The organism is Streptococcus sp. 5004, assembly GCF_013276755.1.
Taxonomy (GTDB): domain Bacteria; phylum Bacillota; class Bacilli; order Lactobacillales; family Streptococcaceae; genus Streptococcus.
This window is the reverse complement of the sequence record NZ_VMLP01000007.1, coordinates 14,174-29,227: the sequence shown is the minus strand read 5'-3', so window position 1 is coordinate 29,227 and position 15,054 is coordinate 14,174. Positions and strand designations below refer to the sequence as shown.

Below are 15,054 nucleotides of genomic sequence, written 5' to 3'. Positions count from 1 at the left end.
CGAAATGTCTTGCACTCATTATACTCCTTTTTGATAGCCTTTACAATGATTTCTGTCCATTTTTAGAAGACTAATGCTATGTAAAATATGGCATGGAGCGTTTTTAGTGATAAATCCATTATACAGTAGTAAACTTAATTTATCCACTCTGCTCCTCAACTGTCTATTTTTGATCCTGAATTGTTATTTGAAAAGAAAAAATCCACCCCGGAGGATGGATTGATATTTTAACGCACTTCTGCATTGACTTTTTCTTCGAGAGACGCTTGGATTTTTTCCATATAGCGTGCGACTGCTTCGTCCGTTAAGCTATCTTCTGGATTTTGGAAGGTCAAGCTATAGGCCATTGACTTCATACCAAGTCCCAATTTTTCGCCTGAGAAGACGTCAAAGAGTTTGATATCTGTCAAACGTTTCACACCGGCAGCTTGGATAGCATCCACAACTTCTTGGTGAGTCACTTCTGCCTTGAGGAGAAGGGCAACGTCACGGCTAACTGCTGGGAATTTCGTGATTTCCACAAATGGAGCAGCTGGCTGAAGCTCTGCTTCGATGGCTGAAAGGTTGAGCTCTGCTACATAAGTTTCTGGAATATCGTAAGCCTTGGCAGTGACTGGATGCACTTGGCCAAGGAAACCAAGAACTTGGTCACCGAGTGAAATCATAGCTGTACGACCTGGATGAAGGCTAGCGATTTCAGATGTTGCTGTATAAGTCACTGCAAGTCCCAAACGAGTAAAGAGCGCTTCAAGGATTCCCTTAGCATAGAAGAAATCAACTGGAACTGCTGCTGTTTGGAAATCTTTTTCAGCAACCAATCCTGTCAAAGCAAAGGCAAAGCTATTAATCTCATTTGGAAGTTCTTCTTTTGGATTGCCTGTTTGTTCAAAGACTTTTCCAATCTCGTAAAGAGACAAGTTTTTGTTCTTACGAGCCACATTGTAAGCAACTGTATCTAGGATACCAGAAATCATATTTTGACGGAGGACTGAACGATCCACGGTCATTGGCCACATGAGTTCAGTAAGGTTACTTGGTTGAGCCGTAAACTCAACTGCTTTTTCAGGAGTTGTCAAAGCGTAGGTGATGATTTCTGTCAAACCTGCCCCTTCAGCAATAGTACGAACTTGACGGCGGAGTTTTTGTGTGGCTGTCAATTCACCAGCTGTACCGTCATCTTTTGGAAGACTGGTTGGCAAGCGATCATATCCATAGATACGAGCGATTTCTTCAAAGAGGTCTGCTTCGATAGTGATATCCCAGCGACGACGTGGAACGCTGACTGTAAAGCTGTCTGCATTTCCAGAAAGGCCAAATCCAAGACGACGGAAGACGTCTTCTACATCCGCGTAAGAAAGTTCTGTACCAAGGACACGGTTAACATCAGCAAGGGTTGAAGAAACTTCCACATCAGAAGTATCAAGTTCACCTGCTGAAACGATGCCTTTGCGCACCGTCGCACCTGCAAGTTCTGCAATCATGCTAGCCGCCGCATCAAGGGCTTCGTTAACAGTTGCCACATTAATGCCTTTTTCAAAGCGAGAAGATGACTCAGAACGAAGATTCAGGCGACCACTGGTCTTGCGGATAGATTTTCCGTTGAAGACTGCAGCTTCAAGGACGACACGACTAGATTTCTCAGAGATTTCTGTTGCTTGACTGCCCATGACGCCTGCAAGGGCTACTGGCTTGTCTGCGACAGTTATAACTAAGTCATTCACGTCTAAGTCACGTTCTTCACCATCTAAAGTCACCAATTTTTCACCAGCACGCGCTTCACGCACACGGATGTCAGTCCCTTCAAAGGTGTCCAAGTCAAAAGCATGCATAGGTTGACCAAAGTAGAGCAGGATATAGTTGGTCACGTCCACTACGTTATTGATTGGACGGATACCTTCATTCATAAGAAGATTTTGCAACCATTGTGGACTTGGTGCGATAGTCACATTGTCCAAGATACGAGCGGCATAGTAAGGCGCCTTGTCTGTCTCAATGCTGACAGAAAGAGCATCTGCTGCAGCTTGGTCAGTTTCTGAAAGAGTAAATTCTTTAAAGTTGACTGCCTTGTCATAGATGGCTGCCACTTCGTGAGCCACCCCACGCATAGAAAGGGCATCTGCACGGTTAGGTGTAATTGAAAGTTCGATGATTTCATCATCCAAGTCTAGATATGAGAAGACTTCCTCACCTGGAACGGCATTTTCTGGCAAGATTTGGATGCCATCTGCGAATTCCTTAGGCACAACTGAGTCAGAAATTCCCAATTCACCAAGTGAACAGATCATCCCAAGTGACTCAAGACCGCGGATTTTCCCTTTTTTGATTTTGTAGTTGTCAGCGATGCGAGCTCCTGGAAGAGCCACCATAACCTTGATACCAGCACGCACATTTGGGGCACCACAGACGATTTGACGGGCTTCTTCTTCGCCAACGTTAACCTGACAAACATGGAGGTGAGTTTCTGGCACATCTTCGCAAGACAAGACCTCACCTACGACAATTTTTGAGAGACCAGCAGCAGGTGATTCGACACCTTCGACCTCGATCCCTGTAGTTGACATTTTTTCAGCCAACTCTTGTGATGGCACATCAATGTCCACCAATTCTTTTAACCATTTATAAGATACAAGCATAATTTAGTTCTCCAGAATGACAGTTGCCACTCTAGTTCTTTTCCTTTCCTATCATTTCAATAGAAGAATCATCTTCTTACCTTAATTTCTTTCTCAGTAACCAATCCGTGTCTACTTTTTGACCAACCATAAAATGATGTTGGCTAAATTTTTCAAAACCATATCGATTATAAAACGCTTGAGCTTTTGTATTATGCTCCCAAACACCTAACCAAACCCAGGAAAAACTATTTTTTGTAGCAAGTTCAAGAGCGAATTCAAACAGTTGCTTACCTAGTCCAAATCCTTGGAATTTTTGTAGCACATAGAGGCGTTGAATTTCAAAAGCATCCTCTAATTCTCTCTCAGTCTGAGCACTTCCCCAGTTGACTTTGAGAAAACCAGCTATCTCATCTTCATGCATAATGAAATAGGTTTCGGAGTCAGGATTTTCCAACTCAGTTGACAAAGTTCTCAGACTATAAGCCTCTTCAAAGTATTCCTGTAACTGCTCTTCCGTATTATCATGAGCAAATGTTTCATGAAAGGTTTGTTTGGCAATTTTGGACAACACCTCAACATCTGCCATTTCTACTTTTCTAATCATTATTTAAACTGTTCTGAGAAGCGGACATCTCCTTGGTAGAATCCACGGATATCGTTGATTCCATAACGGAGCATAGCTACACGCTCTTGTCCAAGACCAAAGGCAAAGCCAGAGTAAACAGTCGCATCGATGCCACTCATTTCAAGGACACGTGGGTGAACCATACCGGCCCCCATAATTTCGATCCAACCAGTTTTCTTACATACGTTACAGCCTTCTCCACCACACTTGAAGCAAGAAACATCCACCTCAACAGATGGCTCTGTGAATGGGAAGTAAGATGGACGCAAACGAATTTGACGCTCTTCACCGAACATTTTTTGGACAATCAACTGAAGGGTTCCTTGAAGGTCAGCCATAGAGATGTTTTTCCCAACAACCAAGCCTTCAATTTGGTGGAACTGGTGACTGTGGGTCGCATCGTCCGTATCACGACGGAAGACACGCCCTGGCGAGATCATCTTCAAAGGACCTTTTGAAAAATCATGGGCATCCATAGCACGCGCTTGAACTGGAGACGTGTGAGTACGGAGTAAGATTTCTTCTGTGATATAGAATGTGTCCTGCATATCACGGGCTGGGTGGTCTTTGGGAAGGTTCATACGTTCAAAGTTATAGTAGTCTTGCTCCACTTCAAAACCATCCACGACTTGGTAACCCATCCCAATGAAAATATCTTCGATTTCCTCACTGGTTTGTGTCAAAACATGACGGTGACCAGTCGCAACTGGACGACCTGGAAGTGTCACATCGATACTCTCGCTAGCCAGTTGAGCCGCGACTTTCTTTTCTTCCAATAGTTTAGCTGTTTCTTCAAAAGCAGCTGTCAAGACATCACGAGCTTCATTGACGTGTTTCCCAATAATTGGACGCATCTCAGCAGAGACATCTTTCATCCCTTTGAGGATTTCAGTGAGCGAACCTTTTTTACCAAGGACTGAGACACGCAATTCTTGCATCTCTTTTTCATTTTCAGCAGTAATCTGCTTCAAGCTAGCCAGCGTTTCTTCGCGAAGCGCTTTTAATTGTTCTTCAATAGTTGACATAATTCCTCCATCAGTCGCTCGTAGATAAAAAGAAAACCACATGCCAAAAACTCCACTCGGAGCGTTGACACGCGGTACCATCCGTTTTCATCTGACAAGTCAGACCTTCATTTCTAAATCCATGCGCAAGTGAATTCACCCAGCTTTCATATAGAGAGCTTGCAGTCACGGCTCTCCTCCCTGATATACTTCCCTTGAGTTACTAGTCTTGCAGATTTCTATTCAATTACTACATAGTTTATCAGATTTTTAGTTAAAAAACAAGTTAGATTAGACTAATTTCAATATAAAACTCATTCCTTTTTCTGTTGCTCCATTTTCCACAAATCCAAGCGACTTGAAACACCTCCTAGAAGCATGATTGTAGGTGTAGATTTCCTTGACTCTCAATTCTTTCCATCCTTTTACTCGAGCCAATTCAATCAAAGCACTTAGAATCTTTTTTCCAAGTCCTCGATGTTGGTAATCGGAATTCCCAATCACAATGGGGAGATTATCCTGAGATAGTGTAACATCCCCAATTGGAAACCATTCCCCCTTCTCCTTGACTTCAATCCAAAAAAGTTCACCATGCTGATCCAAATGGGAATACATAGCTTCCAAAGTTTCTTGACTATAAGGTCTCTTCACACCATCTACGAGGTGAACCAAGTTCACATCCTGATACCAAGCAAAAGCTTCTTCACAATGATTGACCTTATAATAAGGAACAAGACGCAGTGCATTATCTATTTGTAAAATCCGTTTCATCTGCTTTCCTTTTCAACAAAAGAGTTGCTGCTTGATTAAAACCATCACACCAGTTATACCATTTTGCTTCATACTCATTTTTAGCTAAGATATGATTTTTTAAATCCAGAACAGAGTAAATTTTTCTTTCTTCGCAGGCTTGCGCATAGAGATGATATAGTTCATCACCACCATCTCTATCCCACTCAGCAGAAATCGTATCCCTACCTGCCAATAAAGTCTGATAAGCCCTGTGATGCCCATCTGTAATCAACAAGCAGTTTCTTTTCTGATAAGTATAGTTGAGTCGGATGAAGATCTGCTATATTGACTTTCATTTCTTTCTCCTCAAAGGAATTTGATATTCACTTCTGCTTACCTTTAAATCGCCATTGGAAGCGGAGCTTGTCATAGAAGGGAAACTCTATAAACAGGACTCCCAAGCCGACACAGAGACTGGCAAGGACATCTGATGGGTAATGAACTCCCAGATAGACCCTCGATACCAGCACACTGACTAGGTAGAGACCTAGCACGATTTGCACGATTTTTCTCCAGACTGGATCTTTCATCCGTTGACTGAGGATGACAATCAGAGTGCCGACCATCAAGGTTACAGCCAGAGAATGCCCACTTGGAAAAGAAAATCCCTTCTCCTCTACCAAGTGTAAGATATCTGGCCGTGGGCGCTGGTAGATATTTTTAAAGGTCACGATTAAAAGACCTGCCAAAGACAGATTTCCCAGCATGAAGAAACTTTCTATCTTCCATCTCTTACGATAAAAGATAAAAGCTGTAATGACAACCCAAGTGATAATCACTGGGATATCAATCAGGCGTGTAATGGCTCGGAAGAGAATAGTCAAATAAACTGGTAAATCTCCTCGAACAGCAGTCTGTATCGGTTGGTCAAAACCGACTAGCGTTTCAGGGTAAAATTTGACCATGTAGCCAAGAATAACGAAAAGTAAAAGGGCAAAACTGCCCTTCATTAAAAATGTTTGTTTATCTTTCATAATGTTTTAAGGTTGGTTTCAAAAGGACGTACAACAACCAGAATGAAACGGAAAAGATTACACCCTCAATCAAGTTAAAAGGTAATACCATGGTCATTAGGTAGTTGGAAAGTCCCAAAATTTTTCCAATATCAAAGTTAGCAAACTTAGCGTACAAAGGAACAGCATAAACATAGTTGAGAACCAACATTGCCACAGTTAAACCAATAGTCCCAGCTAGAGAGCCTAGTAGGAAACGAAGGGTTGTCCGTTCCTTTTTCCAAATCAAAGCAAATACGATGACAAAAACTCCCAAAGCTACGATATTCATTGGTAAACCAATGTAAGTATTCACTCCCTGGCTGTTAAGAAGCAATTTCAAGAGTGAGCGAAGCAAGAGAACTCCTAGAGCAGCAGGCAAATCCATGACCACCAGACCCACAAGGACTGGCAAGATACTAAATTCGATCTTGAGGAAGGACGCCGCTGGCAAAAGCGGAAAGTCAAAGTACATCAGCACAAATGAGATGGCTGATAAGATTGCAATGGTCGAAAGTCGACGTGTGTTTGTCATAACAGGTTCCTCCAATTTTCTATAAAATCAGAAGAAGTTAGAAAGGATCCCTCTATCTATTCTCACTTTTTATATCCCAAAAGTTCCCTCTCACTCTATTAAAGAAAACAAAAGCAAGCGGTTACAGTTTAGCTATAAATCTATCAGAACAGACAAAGCTATTCTTTCGTCTTCTCCCATCCAGACTATACTGTCGGTTGTGGAATCTCACCACATCAGCTTGCGCTCGCGGACTTCTTTAAAGAGAAGGAAATAGAGATTTTTCTTTTAGACTAGGCGACAAGCTGTAGGCATAACTTCTGGTTAGGCAAAGCTTGTCAACAAAGTATAAAAGGAAAAGATCATTTCCTAGTTAAAGTCACCGCCGGTCGGGAATCACACCCTGCCCTGAAGACTCTTTTATCATAACAAAAAACGCTTGCAAGCGCAAGCATTTTGTTCATTTTCATTTTCATTTTTTATTTCAATTTATCCACTTCATAGGTATGAACAAGCTCAAGACCTGCAAAGTTCTGCTGGCGGAGGGCTTCGTAGACAATCATGCAGACAGTATTCGACACATTGAGACTGCGGACATGTTCATCATTCATGGGAATACGGAGAGCTTTCTCAGGATGTTCTCGCATAAAGTCCTCCGGCAAGCCCTTGTCTTCACGTCCAAAGAGAAAATAATAGTCTTCATCAGTCGATAAATCCACCTCAGAATAGACTTTTTCCGCGAATTTCGAAATCAGATAAAGTTTACCCTTCATCTGAGACATGAAATCTTCTAAACTGTCGTAAAAATAAATCTCTAGCTTATCCCAATAATCCAACCCAGCTCGCTTCATCTTGCGGTCATCAATAGGAAAGCCCATTGGCTTGATGATGTGGAGGGGAGAATTGGTCGCAGCGCACGTACGCGCAATATTGCCTGTATTTTGTGGAATTTGTGGTTCAAATAATACAATGTGATTTGTCATGACTTGCTTCCTTTCACCATTGCAAAAAAATAGCCACACTGCCCGGAGTCAAGCTCAGCAAACAGCGTGGTTAAGGCATCGTTAACTTACCTCACAACAGGTTTGAAGTAAATCAGCGAAACTACTTTCTTAGTATAACACTTTCAGAATCATTGTCAATAGAAACGACTTGATTTTTTCAATTTTTTCAAGCTATTTCCAAGGATTGTAAAATCGTCCCTGATTCTGCAAGATAAGTAATAAACTAGTTACTAAAAACAAGGCTGCCAAGAGCAAGGTAAGATAGTCTCCTTTTTTCAAGGACTGATAACTATACCAAGTGCGTTTTTTCTCTTTCCCAAAACGGCGAAGCTCCATGGCTGTCGCGATGGTATCAATCCGTTCTAGCGAACTGAAAATCAAGGGAGTAATAATGCGCAAATTACCTTTGATTCGTTGCATAAGAGAAGCTTTCTTGGATAATTCCATCCCACGCGCTTCCTGAGACATCTTGATAGTAAAGAATTCTTCCTGCAAATCTGGAATATAGCGCAAGGTCAGGCTGACTGAATAGGCAATCTTGTAAGGCACACCAATTTGATTTAAACTGGAAGCAAACTGACTAGGGTGGGTTGTCATCAAAAAGATAATAGCCAGAGGAATAGTGCAAAGGTACTTAATAGCCAAATTTAGCAGATAAAAGAGCTCCTGGCTGGTTAGAGTGTAGGCACCGATTCCCTGCCAAATCACACTTCTCTCTCCGTAAAGTCCAACCCCATACTCAGGAGAAAAGAGATAGACCATCAAGACGTTTAAAACGGCAAATACCGTCGCAAAAACGGCTACAAAGGAAACATCTTTAAAGCGGATTTCTGACAAATAGAGGAGAAAAACCGAAAAGATAGCAATCAAAACAAGCAGTCTGGTATCATAGCTAATCATGGCCGCCAATGATACGAGAATGAAAAAGAGGAGTTTAGCAGCTCCTGACAAGCGATGAATCACAGTATCTCTATGCTGGTAACCAATTAATTTAGCTTGCATCCTTCTCTCCTTTCTTTGTAAAATGCCGTTAAAGCAAGTGGATCCACGTCGAGTTTCTTTGCCAAGTTGAAGATAGAAGTTTCTTTTAGATTGGCTTTTACTAACAGCTCAGGATTGCTCAAGAGACTAGCTGGATCAGTATCGGCAATCAATTCCCCATCCACCATGACAAGAGCCCGATCTGAATAATCCAGCATCAATTGCATATCATGCGTAATCATGACAATGGTATGACCTTTTTGATGCAGTTCTTCGAGAAATTCCATAATCTCAGTATAGTTCTTCTGGTCTTGGCCTGCAGTCGGTTCATCTAAGAGGATAATTTCAGCTCCTAAAACCAGAATCGAGGCAATAGTGACACGTTTTTTCTGACCAAATGACAGGGCAGAAATGGGCCAATTACGGAATTCATAAAGCCCACAGATTTTCAAAGTTTCATAGACTCTCGTTTCAATTTCCTGCTCGTCCACACCTCGCAAACGAAGTCCCAGAGCCACCTCATCAAAAATCATATTAGTTGAAATCATTTGATTGGGATTTTGCAGCACATAGCCTACTCGTTCCGCCCGTTCTGCAACAGAATCTCCTTTTATATCCTGCCCTTCCCACAGATAGCGACCTTCCGTCTGGATAAAGCTACTTATGGCCTTGGCTAGGGTTGACTTCCCAGCCCCATTTTTCCCGACAATGGCAATCTTTTCACCCTTTTTAATATCTAAATGTAGGGATTTTAAAATCGGTCTATCATCATAAGAAAAAGACAGATCCTCTAATTTAAAGAGTGACTGCAATTCTGGGGTTTCTTTTACCAGTTCCGTCTGCAACTGAACCTGACCTTTTGAGATAGACATGTTATCCAGATTCGCTAATTGTTCTTCCTTCTTTAAATCCACACCCAATTGACGGAGAGTGGTTAGATAAAGGGGTTCGCGAATTCCATTTTGGGTCAACAGATCAGTCGCCAATAACTGATCAGGACTCCCATTAAAGAGGATACGGCCATCATTTATCAAGACAATCCGATCCACAGGACGATGCAGAACGTCCTCCAAACGGTGCTCAATAATAAGGGTCGTCGTCCCCTCTTCCTTATGAATCTGGTCAATCAATTCGATAATATCCTGACCTGACTTGGGATCAAGATTGGCGAGTGGCTCATCAAACAAGAGAATCGGACTCTCATCAATCAAGACACCAGCCAGACTGACTCGCTGTTTTTGTCCACCTGACAAATCCTGGGGACGCTGAGACAGTAAAGGGAGAAGGTCCAGCTTTTCAGCCCATTTATAAACACGATTTTTCATCTCATCTAGGGCTGTCACATCATTTTCCAGAGCAAAAGCCAAATCTTCTGCCACAGACAGACCGATAAACTGCCCATCTGTATCCTGTAAAACTGTGCTAACCAGATGAGATTTGTCATAGATACTCATATCAAAGGCCGCTTGCCCCTTGATCAAAAATTCTCCAGACATCTGACCCTTGTAAATATTGGGAATAATCCCATTCAAACACTGACCCAAGGTAGATTTACCTGACCCAGATGGCCCAACAATTAAGACTTTCTCTCCCTTGTAAATGGTCAAGTCCACCCCTTGCAAGGTCGGTTCTTGTTGTGTTTCATACCGGAAAGAGAAATCCTTCCACTCAATTATAGCTTCTTTCATCTTACTCTCTTCATTCGCTTCTTCTACTCAATGAAAATCAAAGAGCAAACCAGGAAGCTAGCCGTAAGTTGCTCAAAACACTGTTTTGAGGTTGCAGATATAGCTGACGCGGTTTGAAGAGATTTTCGCAGAGTATTAGACTTCTATTTTATCATAAATCAAGCCCTTCTTGCAGTCTCTTCTCCTAAAATCTTAGCGCCCAAAAGATTCTTATCCTAGCTTACTTGCCTCACTAATCTATAAACATCGAAAAAGACTGGTTGCCCAGCCTTCCCCATCATTTTATACTCAATGAAAATCAAAGAGCAAACCAGGAAGCTAGCCGTAGGTTGCCCAGCCTTCCCCATCATTTTAGTCCTTTTTCAAACTTCCTGCACGAGTTTGAGTTCCTGCATAGGCAAGCAAGAGAAGAGTTCCTGCAATAGCTACAGATACACCATTAGCAATTCCCGCAACAATCCCTTGAGCAAATACTTTTTCTGCCGCTTCTTGATAAATCACAACATCTCCAAGTGGTGCCAAGACACCCCAAACAAGGGCATTTGCAAGTAGTTGAATGAGGTTAAAAATAAGAATATCTTTCCAGTCAAAGACACCATTGATCACGCGAACGTACTTTCTAAATAGCCCCACAACTAGACCAAAAAGTCCACTAGCGATAATCCAAGTCCACCACAGACCATATCCAGCAAGAGTGTCCTTGATTGCATGACCAATCAACCCGACAAGCAAACCGATAATCGGTCCAAAAATAATAGAAAGTAGCGCTTGTACCGCATACTGAAGCTGGATGCTTGTATTTGGAACAGGGGTCGGAATATTGATCATCCCGATGACGACAAAGAGGGCAGCGCCAATTCCGACAGCAACAACTTGTTTAATTGTAAATTTGATTTCCATACTATTTATTCTCCTATTTTATCCTTCTATTTTCTTTATTTCAATGGTCCAAGATGAACCGACACCCACATTATAGGCCTTGGCAAAAGAACCTTGGTTGATAGCTAAACCTAAACGATAGAGAGAGTTGATGTAAAGGATGGGTTGCCCAATTCTCACATCCGCAAATGATTTGCCATAGACAACCTGATTTTGATAGACCAGCATATCTGCATGATAGATAGTCACTTCAAAACGATCACCGAATGCTGGTTCCAGTTTGTAAAATTCTTCCCGTGTGATAGAGGTCCAGAGCGAACCAAAACGCACATCCAGAATATCAATGGCTCCCTTCACCAGATGATCTTCAATGATGGTCTCTACGACTGGAAGCTCTACAATATGGTCTACACTGAGCTCTGGTCCCACTTCCTCAAAAGTAATGTGACCACTGGCTAGTTTAGCTCCAGTATAGGCGTAGACATCCCGACCGTGGAAAGTATAAGAATGCTCTGTATTTTGCCGTCTATTGGCCACCTCAGAAATCTCACGAATAGCTACAATGCCAACGTGTTTCTTAATAAAAGAAAGCGTCCCATTGTCTGGCGTGACAATGTATTGATTTTTGGCAGTCTTGGCAACCACGCTCTTACGTTTCGAACCGACACCTGGATCGACAACAGATACAAAAGTTGTTCCCTCAGGCCAGTAATCCACCGTCTGAAAGAGACGATAGCTCCCCTCAAAAATATTATAAGGCGTGATATCGTGCGTCAAGTGATGGATTTTTAAGGTTGGAGACTCTTCTAAAGCCACTCCAATCATAGCCGATACCGCACCATCTACCAGACCAAAGTCTGATTGTAATACCAGTAAATTATTATTCATTTTGTCTCCTCATATACCCTTTATCATACCATATTTCAGAGAAAGGTGCTAATAGCTATTTCAATTGATTAGGGTATAGTTTTACCTTATAGCAAAATTTCACTAAAAGCTCTTGTTATTAGCTAGTAGGTGCATTTTTTCTTGAAAAAAGGTATGATAGTTACATCATGAAAAAGTAGGTTTTATTATGAAAATTATCCTTGTCGGAGGGGGAAAAGTTGGTTTTGCCCTCTGTCGCTCCTTGGTTGCAGAAAAGCACGATGTTTTGCTGATTGAGCAAGACGAAGCTGTTCTCAATCATATTGTCAGTCGCTTTGATATCATTGGTATCCTTGGTAACGGGGCCGATTTTGCCATTCTTGAGCAAGCCAGCGTCCAAGATTGTGATATCTTTATCACCCTGACTGAATACGATGAAGTCAACATGATCGCAGCAGTTCTAGCCAAAAAAATGGGAGCTAAAGAGACCATCGTTCGGGTGCGGAATCCTGAATATTCTAACTCTTATTTCAAAGAAAAGAATATTCTCGGTTTTTCTCTTATTGTTAATCCTGAGCTCTTGGCTGCCCGCGCTATTGCTAATATCATTGACTTCCCAAATGCTCTCTCTGTCGAACGTTTCTTTGGTGGACGGGTCAGCTTGATGGAATTCACTGTTAAATCTTCCAGCGGTCTTTGCCAAATGCCCATTTCTGATTTTCGGAAAAAATTTGGCAATGTCATTGTCTGCGCTATAGAGAGGGATCATCAAATTATCATCCCAAGCGGTGACATGACTGTACAGGATAAAGATAGAATCTTTGTCACTGGTAACCGTGTTGACATGATGCTCTTCCATAATTATTTCAAGTCTCGTGCCGTGAAGAGCCTTCTTATTGTTGGAGCTGGTAGAATTGCCTATTATCTACTAGGTATCCTCAAAGACAGTCGTATCGATACCAAGGTTATTGAAATCAATCCTGAAATCGCTAGCTTCTTTAGCGAGAAATTCCCAAACCTCTACATCGTTCAAGGAGATGGTACCGCAAAAGATATCCTGCTGGAAGAAAGTGCTCAAAACTATGATGCCGTTGCGACTCTAACAGGGGTCGATGAGGAAAATCTGATTACCTCTATGTTCCTTGACAGGGTAGGTGTACAAAAAAATATCACCAAGGTCAATCGTACCAGTCTCCTCGAGATTATCAATGCGCCTGATTTTTCAAGTATCATCACACCTAAAAGCATCGCTGTAGATACGATTATGCACTTTATTCGTGGTCGGGTTAATGCCCAGTATTCAGACCTTCAGGCCATGCACCATCTAGCCAATGGCCAAATCGAAACCCTGCAATTTCATATCAAGGAAGCTAATAAAATGACTGCCAAACCTCTTTCTCAACTAAAACTAAAAAAAGGGGTTCTTATAGCAGCCATCATTCGAAAGGGCAAGACTATTTTCCCTACTGGGGAGGATATGTTGGAAGTTGGAGACAAGCTCCTAGTAACAACCTTGTTGCCAAACATCACCAAGATTTATGACTTGATCGCGAGGTAAGAAATGAATAAAAGTATGATTCGTTACCTCCTTTCAAAATTACTTTTGATTGAAGCTGTTCTTCTTTTGGTTCCTGTGTCTGTCGCTCTCTATTACCGTGAATCGAGCCAAGTCTTTACGGCCCTCTTTTCAACAATAGGGATTCTCGTATTACTAGGCGGTTCAGGAATTTTACAAAAGCCCAAAAATCAACGGATTTATGCCAAGGAGGGAGTCTTGATTGTTGCCCTCTGTTGGATCCTTTGGTCCTTCTTTGGCGGTCTCCCCTTTGTTTTTGCTAAGCAAATTCCCAGCGTTATCGATGCCTTTTTTGAAATCAGTTCTGGCTTTACAACTACTGGAGCAAGTATTTTGAACGACGTTTCGGTCCTCAGTCGTTCCCTCCTCTTCTGGCGAAGTTTTACCCACTTGATTGGAGGGATGGGAGTGCTTGTTTTTGCACTTGCTATTATGGATAATGCCAAGAATAGTCACCTAGAAGTGATGAAGGCTGAGGTTCCTGGCCCTGTTTTTGGTAAAGTAGTATCCAAACTAAAAAACACTGCCCAGATTCTCTATCTCCTTTATCTAGCTCTCTTCTCCCTCTTTGTCATCATCTATTATCTGGCTGGCATGCCCCTATTTGATAGTTTTGTCATTGCTATGGGGACAGCAGGTACAGGAGGCTTTACCGTCTATAACGACGGGATTGCCCACTATGGCAGCTCACTGATTACCTATCTGGTTAGTATCGGAGTTCTGGTTTTTGGGGTAAATTTCAATCTCTACTACTACCTCATGCTCCGTCGCGTCAAAGCCTTCTTTGGTGACGAGGAACTTCGTGCTTACTTGGTCATTGTTCTGCTTTCTACAGGCTTGATTAGCCTTAATACCCTCTATCTCTATCCAGGATTTTCAAAGAGTTTTGAAATGGCCTTCTTCCAGGTTTCCAATATCATTACAACGACTGGTTTTGGTTACGGAGACATTACCAACTGGCCCCTCTTCTCCCAGTTTATCCTTCTCTTCCTCATGGGAATCGGTGGCTCTGCTGGATCAACCGCAGGTGGACTCAAGGTTATCCGAGGCCTAATCCTTTCAAAAATTGCTAAAAATCAGATTTTATCAATCCTATCGCCCCACCGTGTTTTGACCCTCCATGTTAATAAAACGGTAATTGACAAAGATACCCAGCATAAGATTCTCAAGTACTTTGTCATCTATTCTATGATTTTGCTATCCCTTATCTTTATTGTCAGCCTAGATAGCAATGATTTTCTGGTTGTGACCAGCGCTGTCTTCAGCTGTTTCAATAATATCGGGCCTATTCTAGGAACTACTTCTAGTTTCTCAATCTTTAGTCCTATCTCAAAAATTCTCCTCTCCTTTGCAATGATTGCAGGCCGCTTGGAGATTTACCCAATCCTACTTCTCTTTATGAAGAGAACTTGGTCTAAGAGATAAAATACAAAATCCCTCTTTTTACAATTGTGAAAGAGGGATTTTTATATTAAAAAGGGGGAACGTTTTTAAATCCAAGCCTGTCTGTAAGCAAA

The 15,054-nt window shown here is 41.9% G+C and carries 13 protein-coding genes, 1 pseudogene and 1 riboswitch; of the genes and pseudogenes, 2 read left to right on the top strand and 12 right to left on the bottom strand.

Annotation, left to right across the window (positions count from 1 at the left end; translation table 11 throughout):
• Positions 1-227: 227 nt before the first annotated feature.
• From pheT to HT685_RS02570, 12 genes and pseudogenes are all read right to left on the bottom strand, one after another.
• Positions 228-2,633, bottom strand: a complete 2,406-nt coding sequence (pheT, locus tag HT685_RS02625; protein WP_173226219.1) for a phenylalanine--tRNA ligase subunit beta — start codon at positions 2,631-2,633, stop codon at positions 228-230.
• A 76-nt stretch (positions 2,634-2,709) separates the two neighbouring features.
• Entirely contained in the window at positions 2,710-3,219 is a 510-nt protein-coding gene (locus tag HT685_RS02620; protein ID WP_173226217.1) for a GNAT family N-acetyltransferase, read from the bottom strand.
• On the bottom strand, positions 3,219-4,265 hold the full coding sequence (gene pheS, locus HT685_RS02615; protein WP_000103745.1) for a phenylalanine--tRNA ligase subunit alpha: 1,047 nt from the start codon (positions 4,263-4,265) through the stop codon (positions 3,219-3,221). Before pheS ends, HT685_RS02620 begins: the two co-directional genes overlap by 1 nt.
• A gap of 270 nt (positions 4,266-4,535) precedes the next feature.
• A complete protein-coding gene (locus tag HT685_RS02610; protein ID WP_173226357.1) occupies positions 4,536-4,985 on the bottom strand; it encodes a GNAT family N-acetyltransferase in 450 nt (149 codons plus the stop codon).
• A gap of 4 nt (positions 4,986-4,989) precedes the next feature.
• Positions 4,990-5,332 (bottom strand): annotated as a pseudogene (locus HT685_RS02605) (chromosome partitioning protein ParB).
• Between the two features lie 27 nt (positions 5,333-5,359).
• Positions 5,360-6,010: a phosphatase PAP2 family protein gene (locus HT685_RS02600; protein WP_240148082.1), complete on the bottom strand. Its 651-nt coding sequence runs from the start codon at positions 6,008-6,010 to the stop codon at positions 5,360-5,362.
• Positions 6,000-6,563, bottom strand: coding sequence for an ECF transporter S component (locus tag HT685_RS02595; RefSeq protein ID WP_000185834.1), 564 nt, complete (start codon positions 6,561-6,563; stop codon positions 6,000-6,002). The genes HT685_RS02600 and HT685_RS02595 overlap by 11 nt, the downstream gene beginning before the upstream one ends.
• A gap of 164 nt (positions 6,564-6,727) precedes the next feature.
• A riboswitch (FMN riboswitch) is annotated at positions 6,728-6,962 on the bottom strand.
• A 59-nt stretch (positions 6,963-7,021) separates the two neighbouring features.
• Entirely contained in the window at positions 7,022-7,525 is a 504-nt protein-coding gene (locus HT685_RS02590) for a tRNA (cytidine(34)-2'-O)-methyltransferase (protein WP_172928053.1), read from the bottom strand.
• Between the two features lie 192 nt (positions 7,526-7,717).
• Positions 7,718-8,548, bottom strand: a complete 831-nt coding sequence (locus HT685_RS02585; RefSeq protein WP_173226215.1) for an energy-coupling factor transporter transmembrane component T — start codon at positions 8,546-8,548, stop codon at positions 7,718-7,720.
• Complete coding sequence (locus HT685_RS02580) at positions 8,533-10,215, bottom strand: ABC transporter ATP-binding protein (protein WP_173226213.1); 1,683 nt, start codon at positions 10,213-10,215, stop codon at positions 8,533-8,535. Before HT685_RS02580 ends, HT685_RS02585 begins: the two co-directional genes overlap by 16 nt.
• A gap of 351 nt (positions 10,216-10,566) precedes the next feature.
• Positions 10,567-11,115, bottom strand: coding sequence for an ECF-type riboflavin transporter substrate-binding protein (locus HT685_RS02575; protein WP_173226211.1), 549 nt, complete (start codon positions 11,113-11,115; stop codon positions 10,567-10,569).
• Between the two features lie 18 nt (positions 11,116-11,133).
• Positions 11,134-11,982 (bottom strand): S-adenosyl-l-methionine hydroxide adenosyltransferase family protein, encoded by an 849-nt coding sequence (locus HT685_RS02570; protein ID WP_173226209.1) that lies wholly within the window; start codon positions 11,980-11,982, stop codon positions 11,134-11,136.
• A 187-nt stretch (positions 11,983-12,169) separates the two neighbouring features.
• On the opposite strand from HT685_RS02570, the gene trkA reads away from it, so the two are divergent.
• Positions 12,170-13,519, top strand: coding sequence for a Trk system potassium transporter TrkA (trkA, locus tag HT685_RS02565; RefSeq protein WP_173226207.1), 1,350 nt, complete (start codon positions 12,170-12,172; stop codon positions 13,517-13,519).
• Positions 13,520-13,522: 3 nt separating this feature from the next.
• Entirely contained in the window at positions 13,523-14,962 is a 1,440-nt protein-coding gene (locus HT685_RS02560) for a TrkH family potassium uptake protein (RefSeq protein ID WP_173226205.1), read from the top strand.
• The last annotated feature ends 92 nt before the right edge of the window (positions 14,963-15,054 follow it).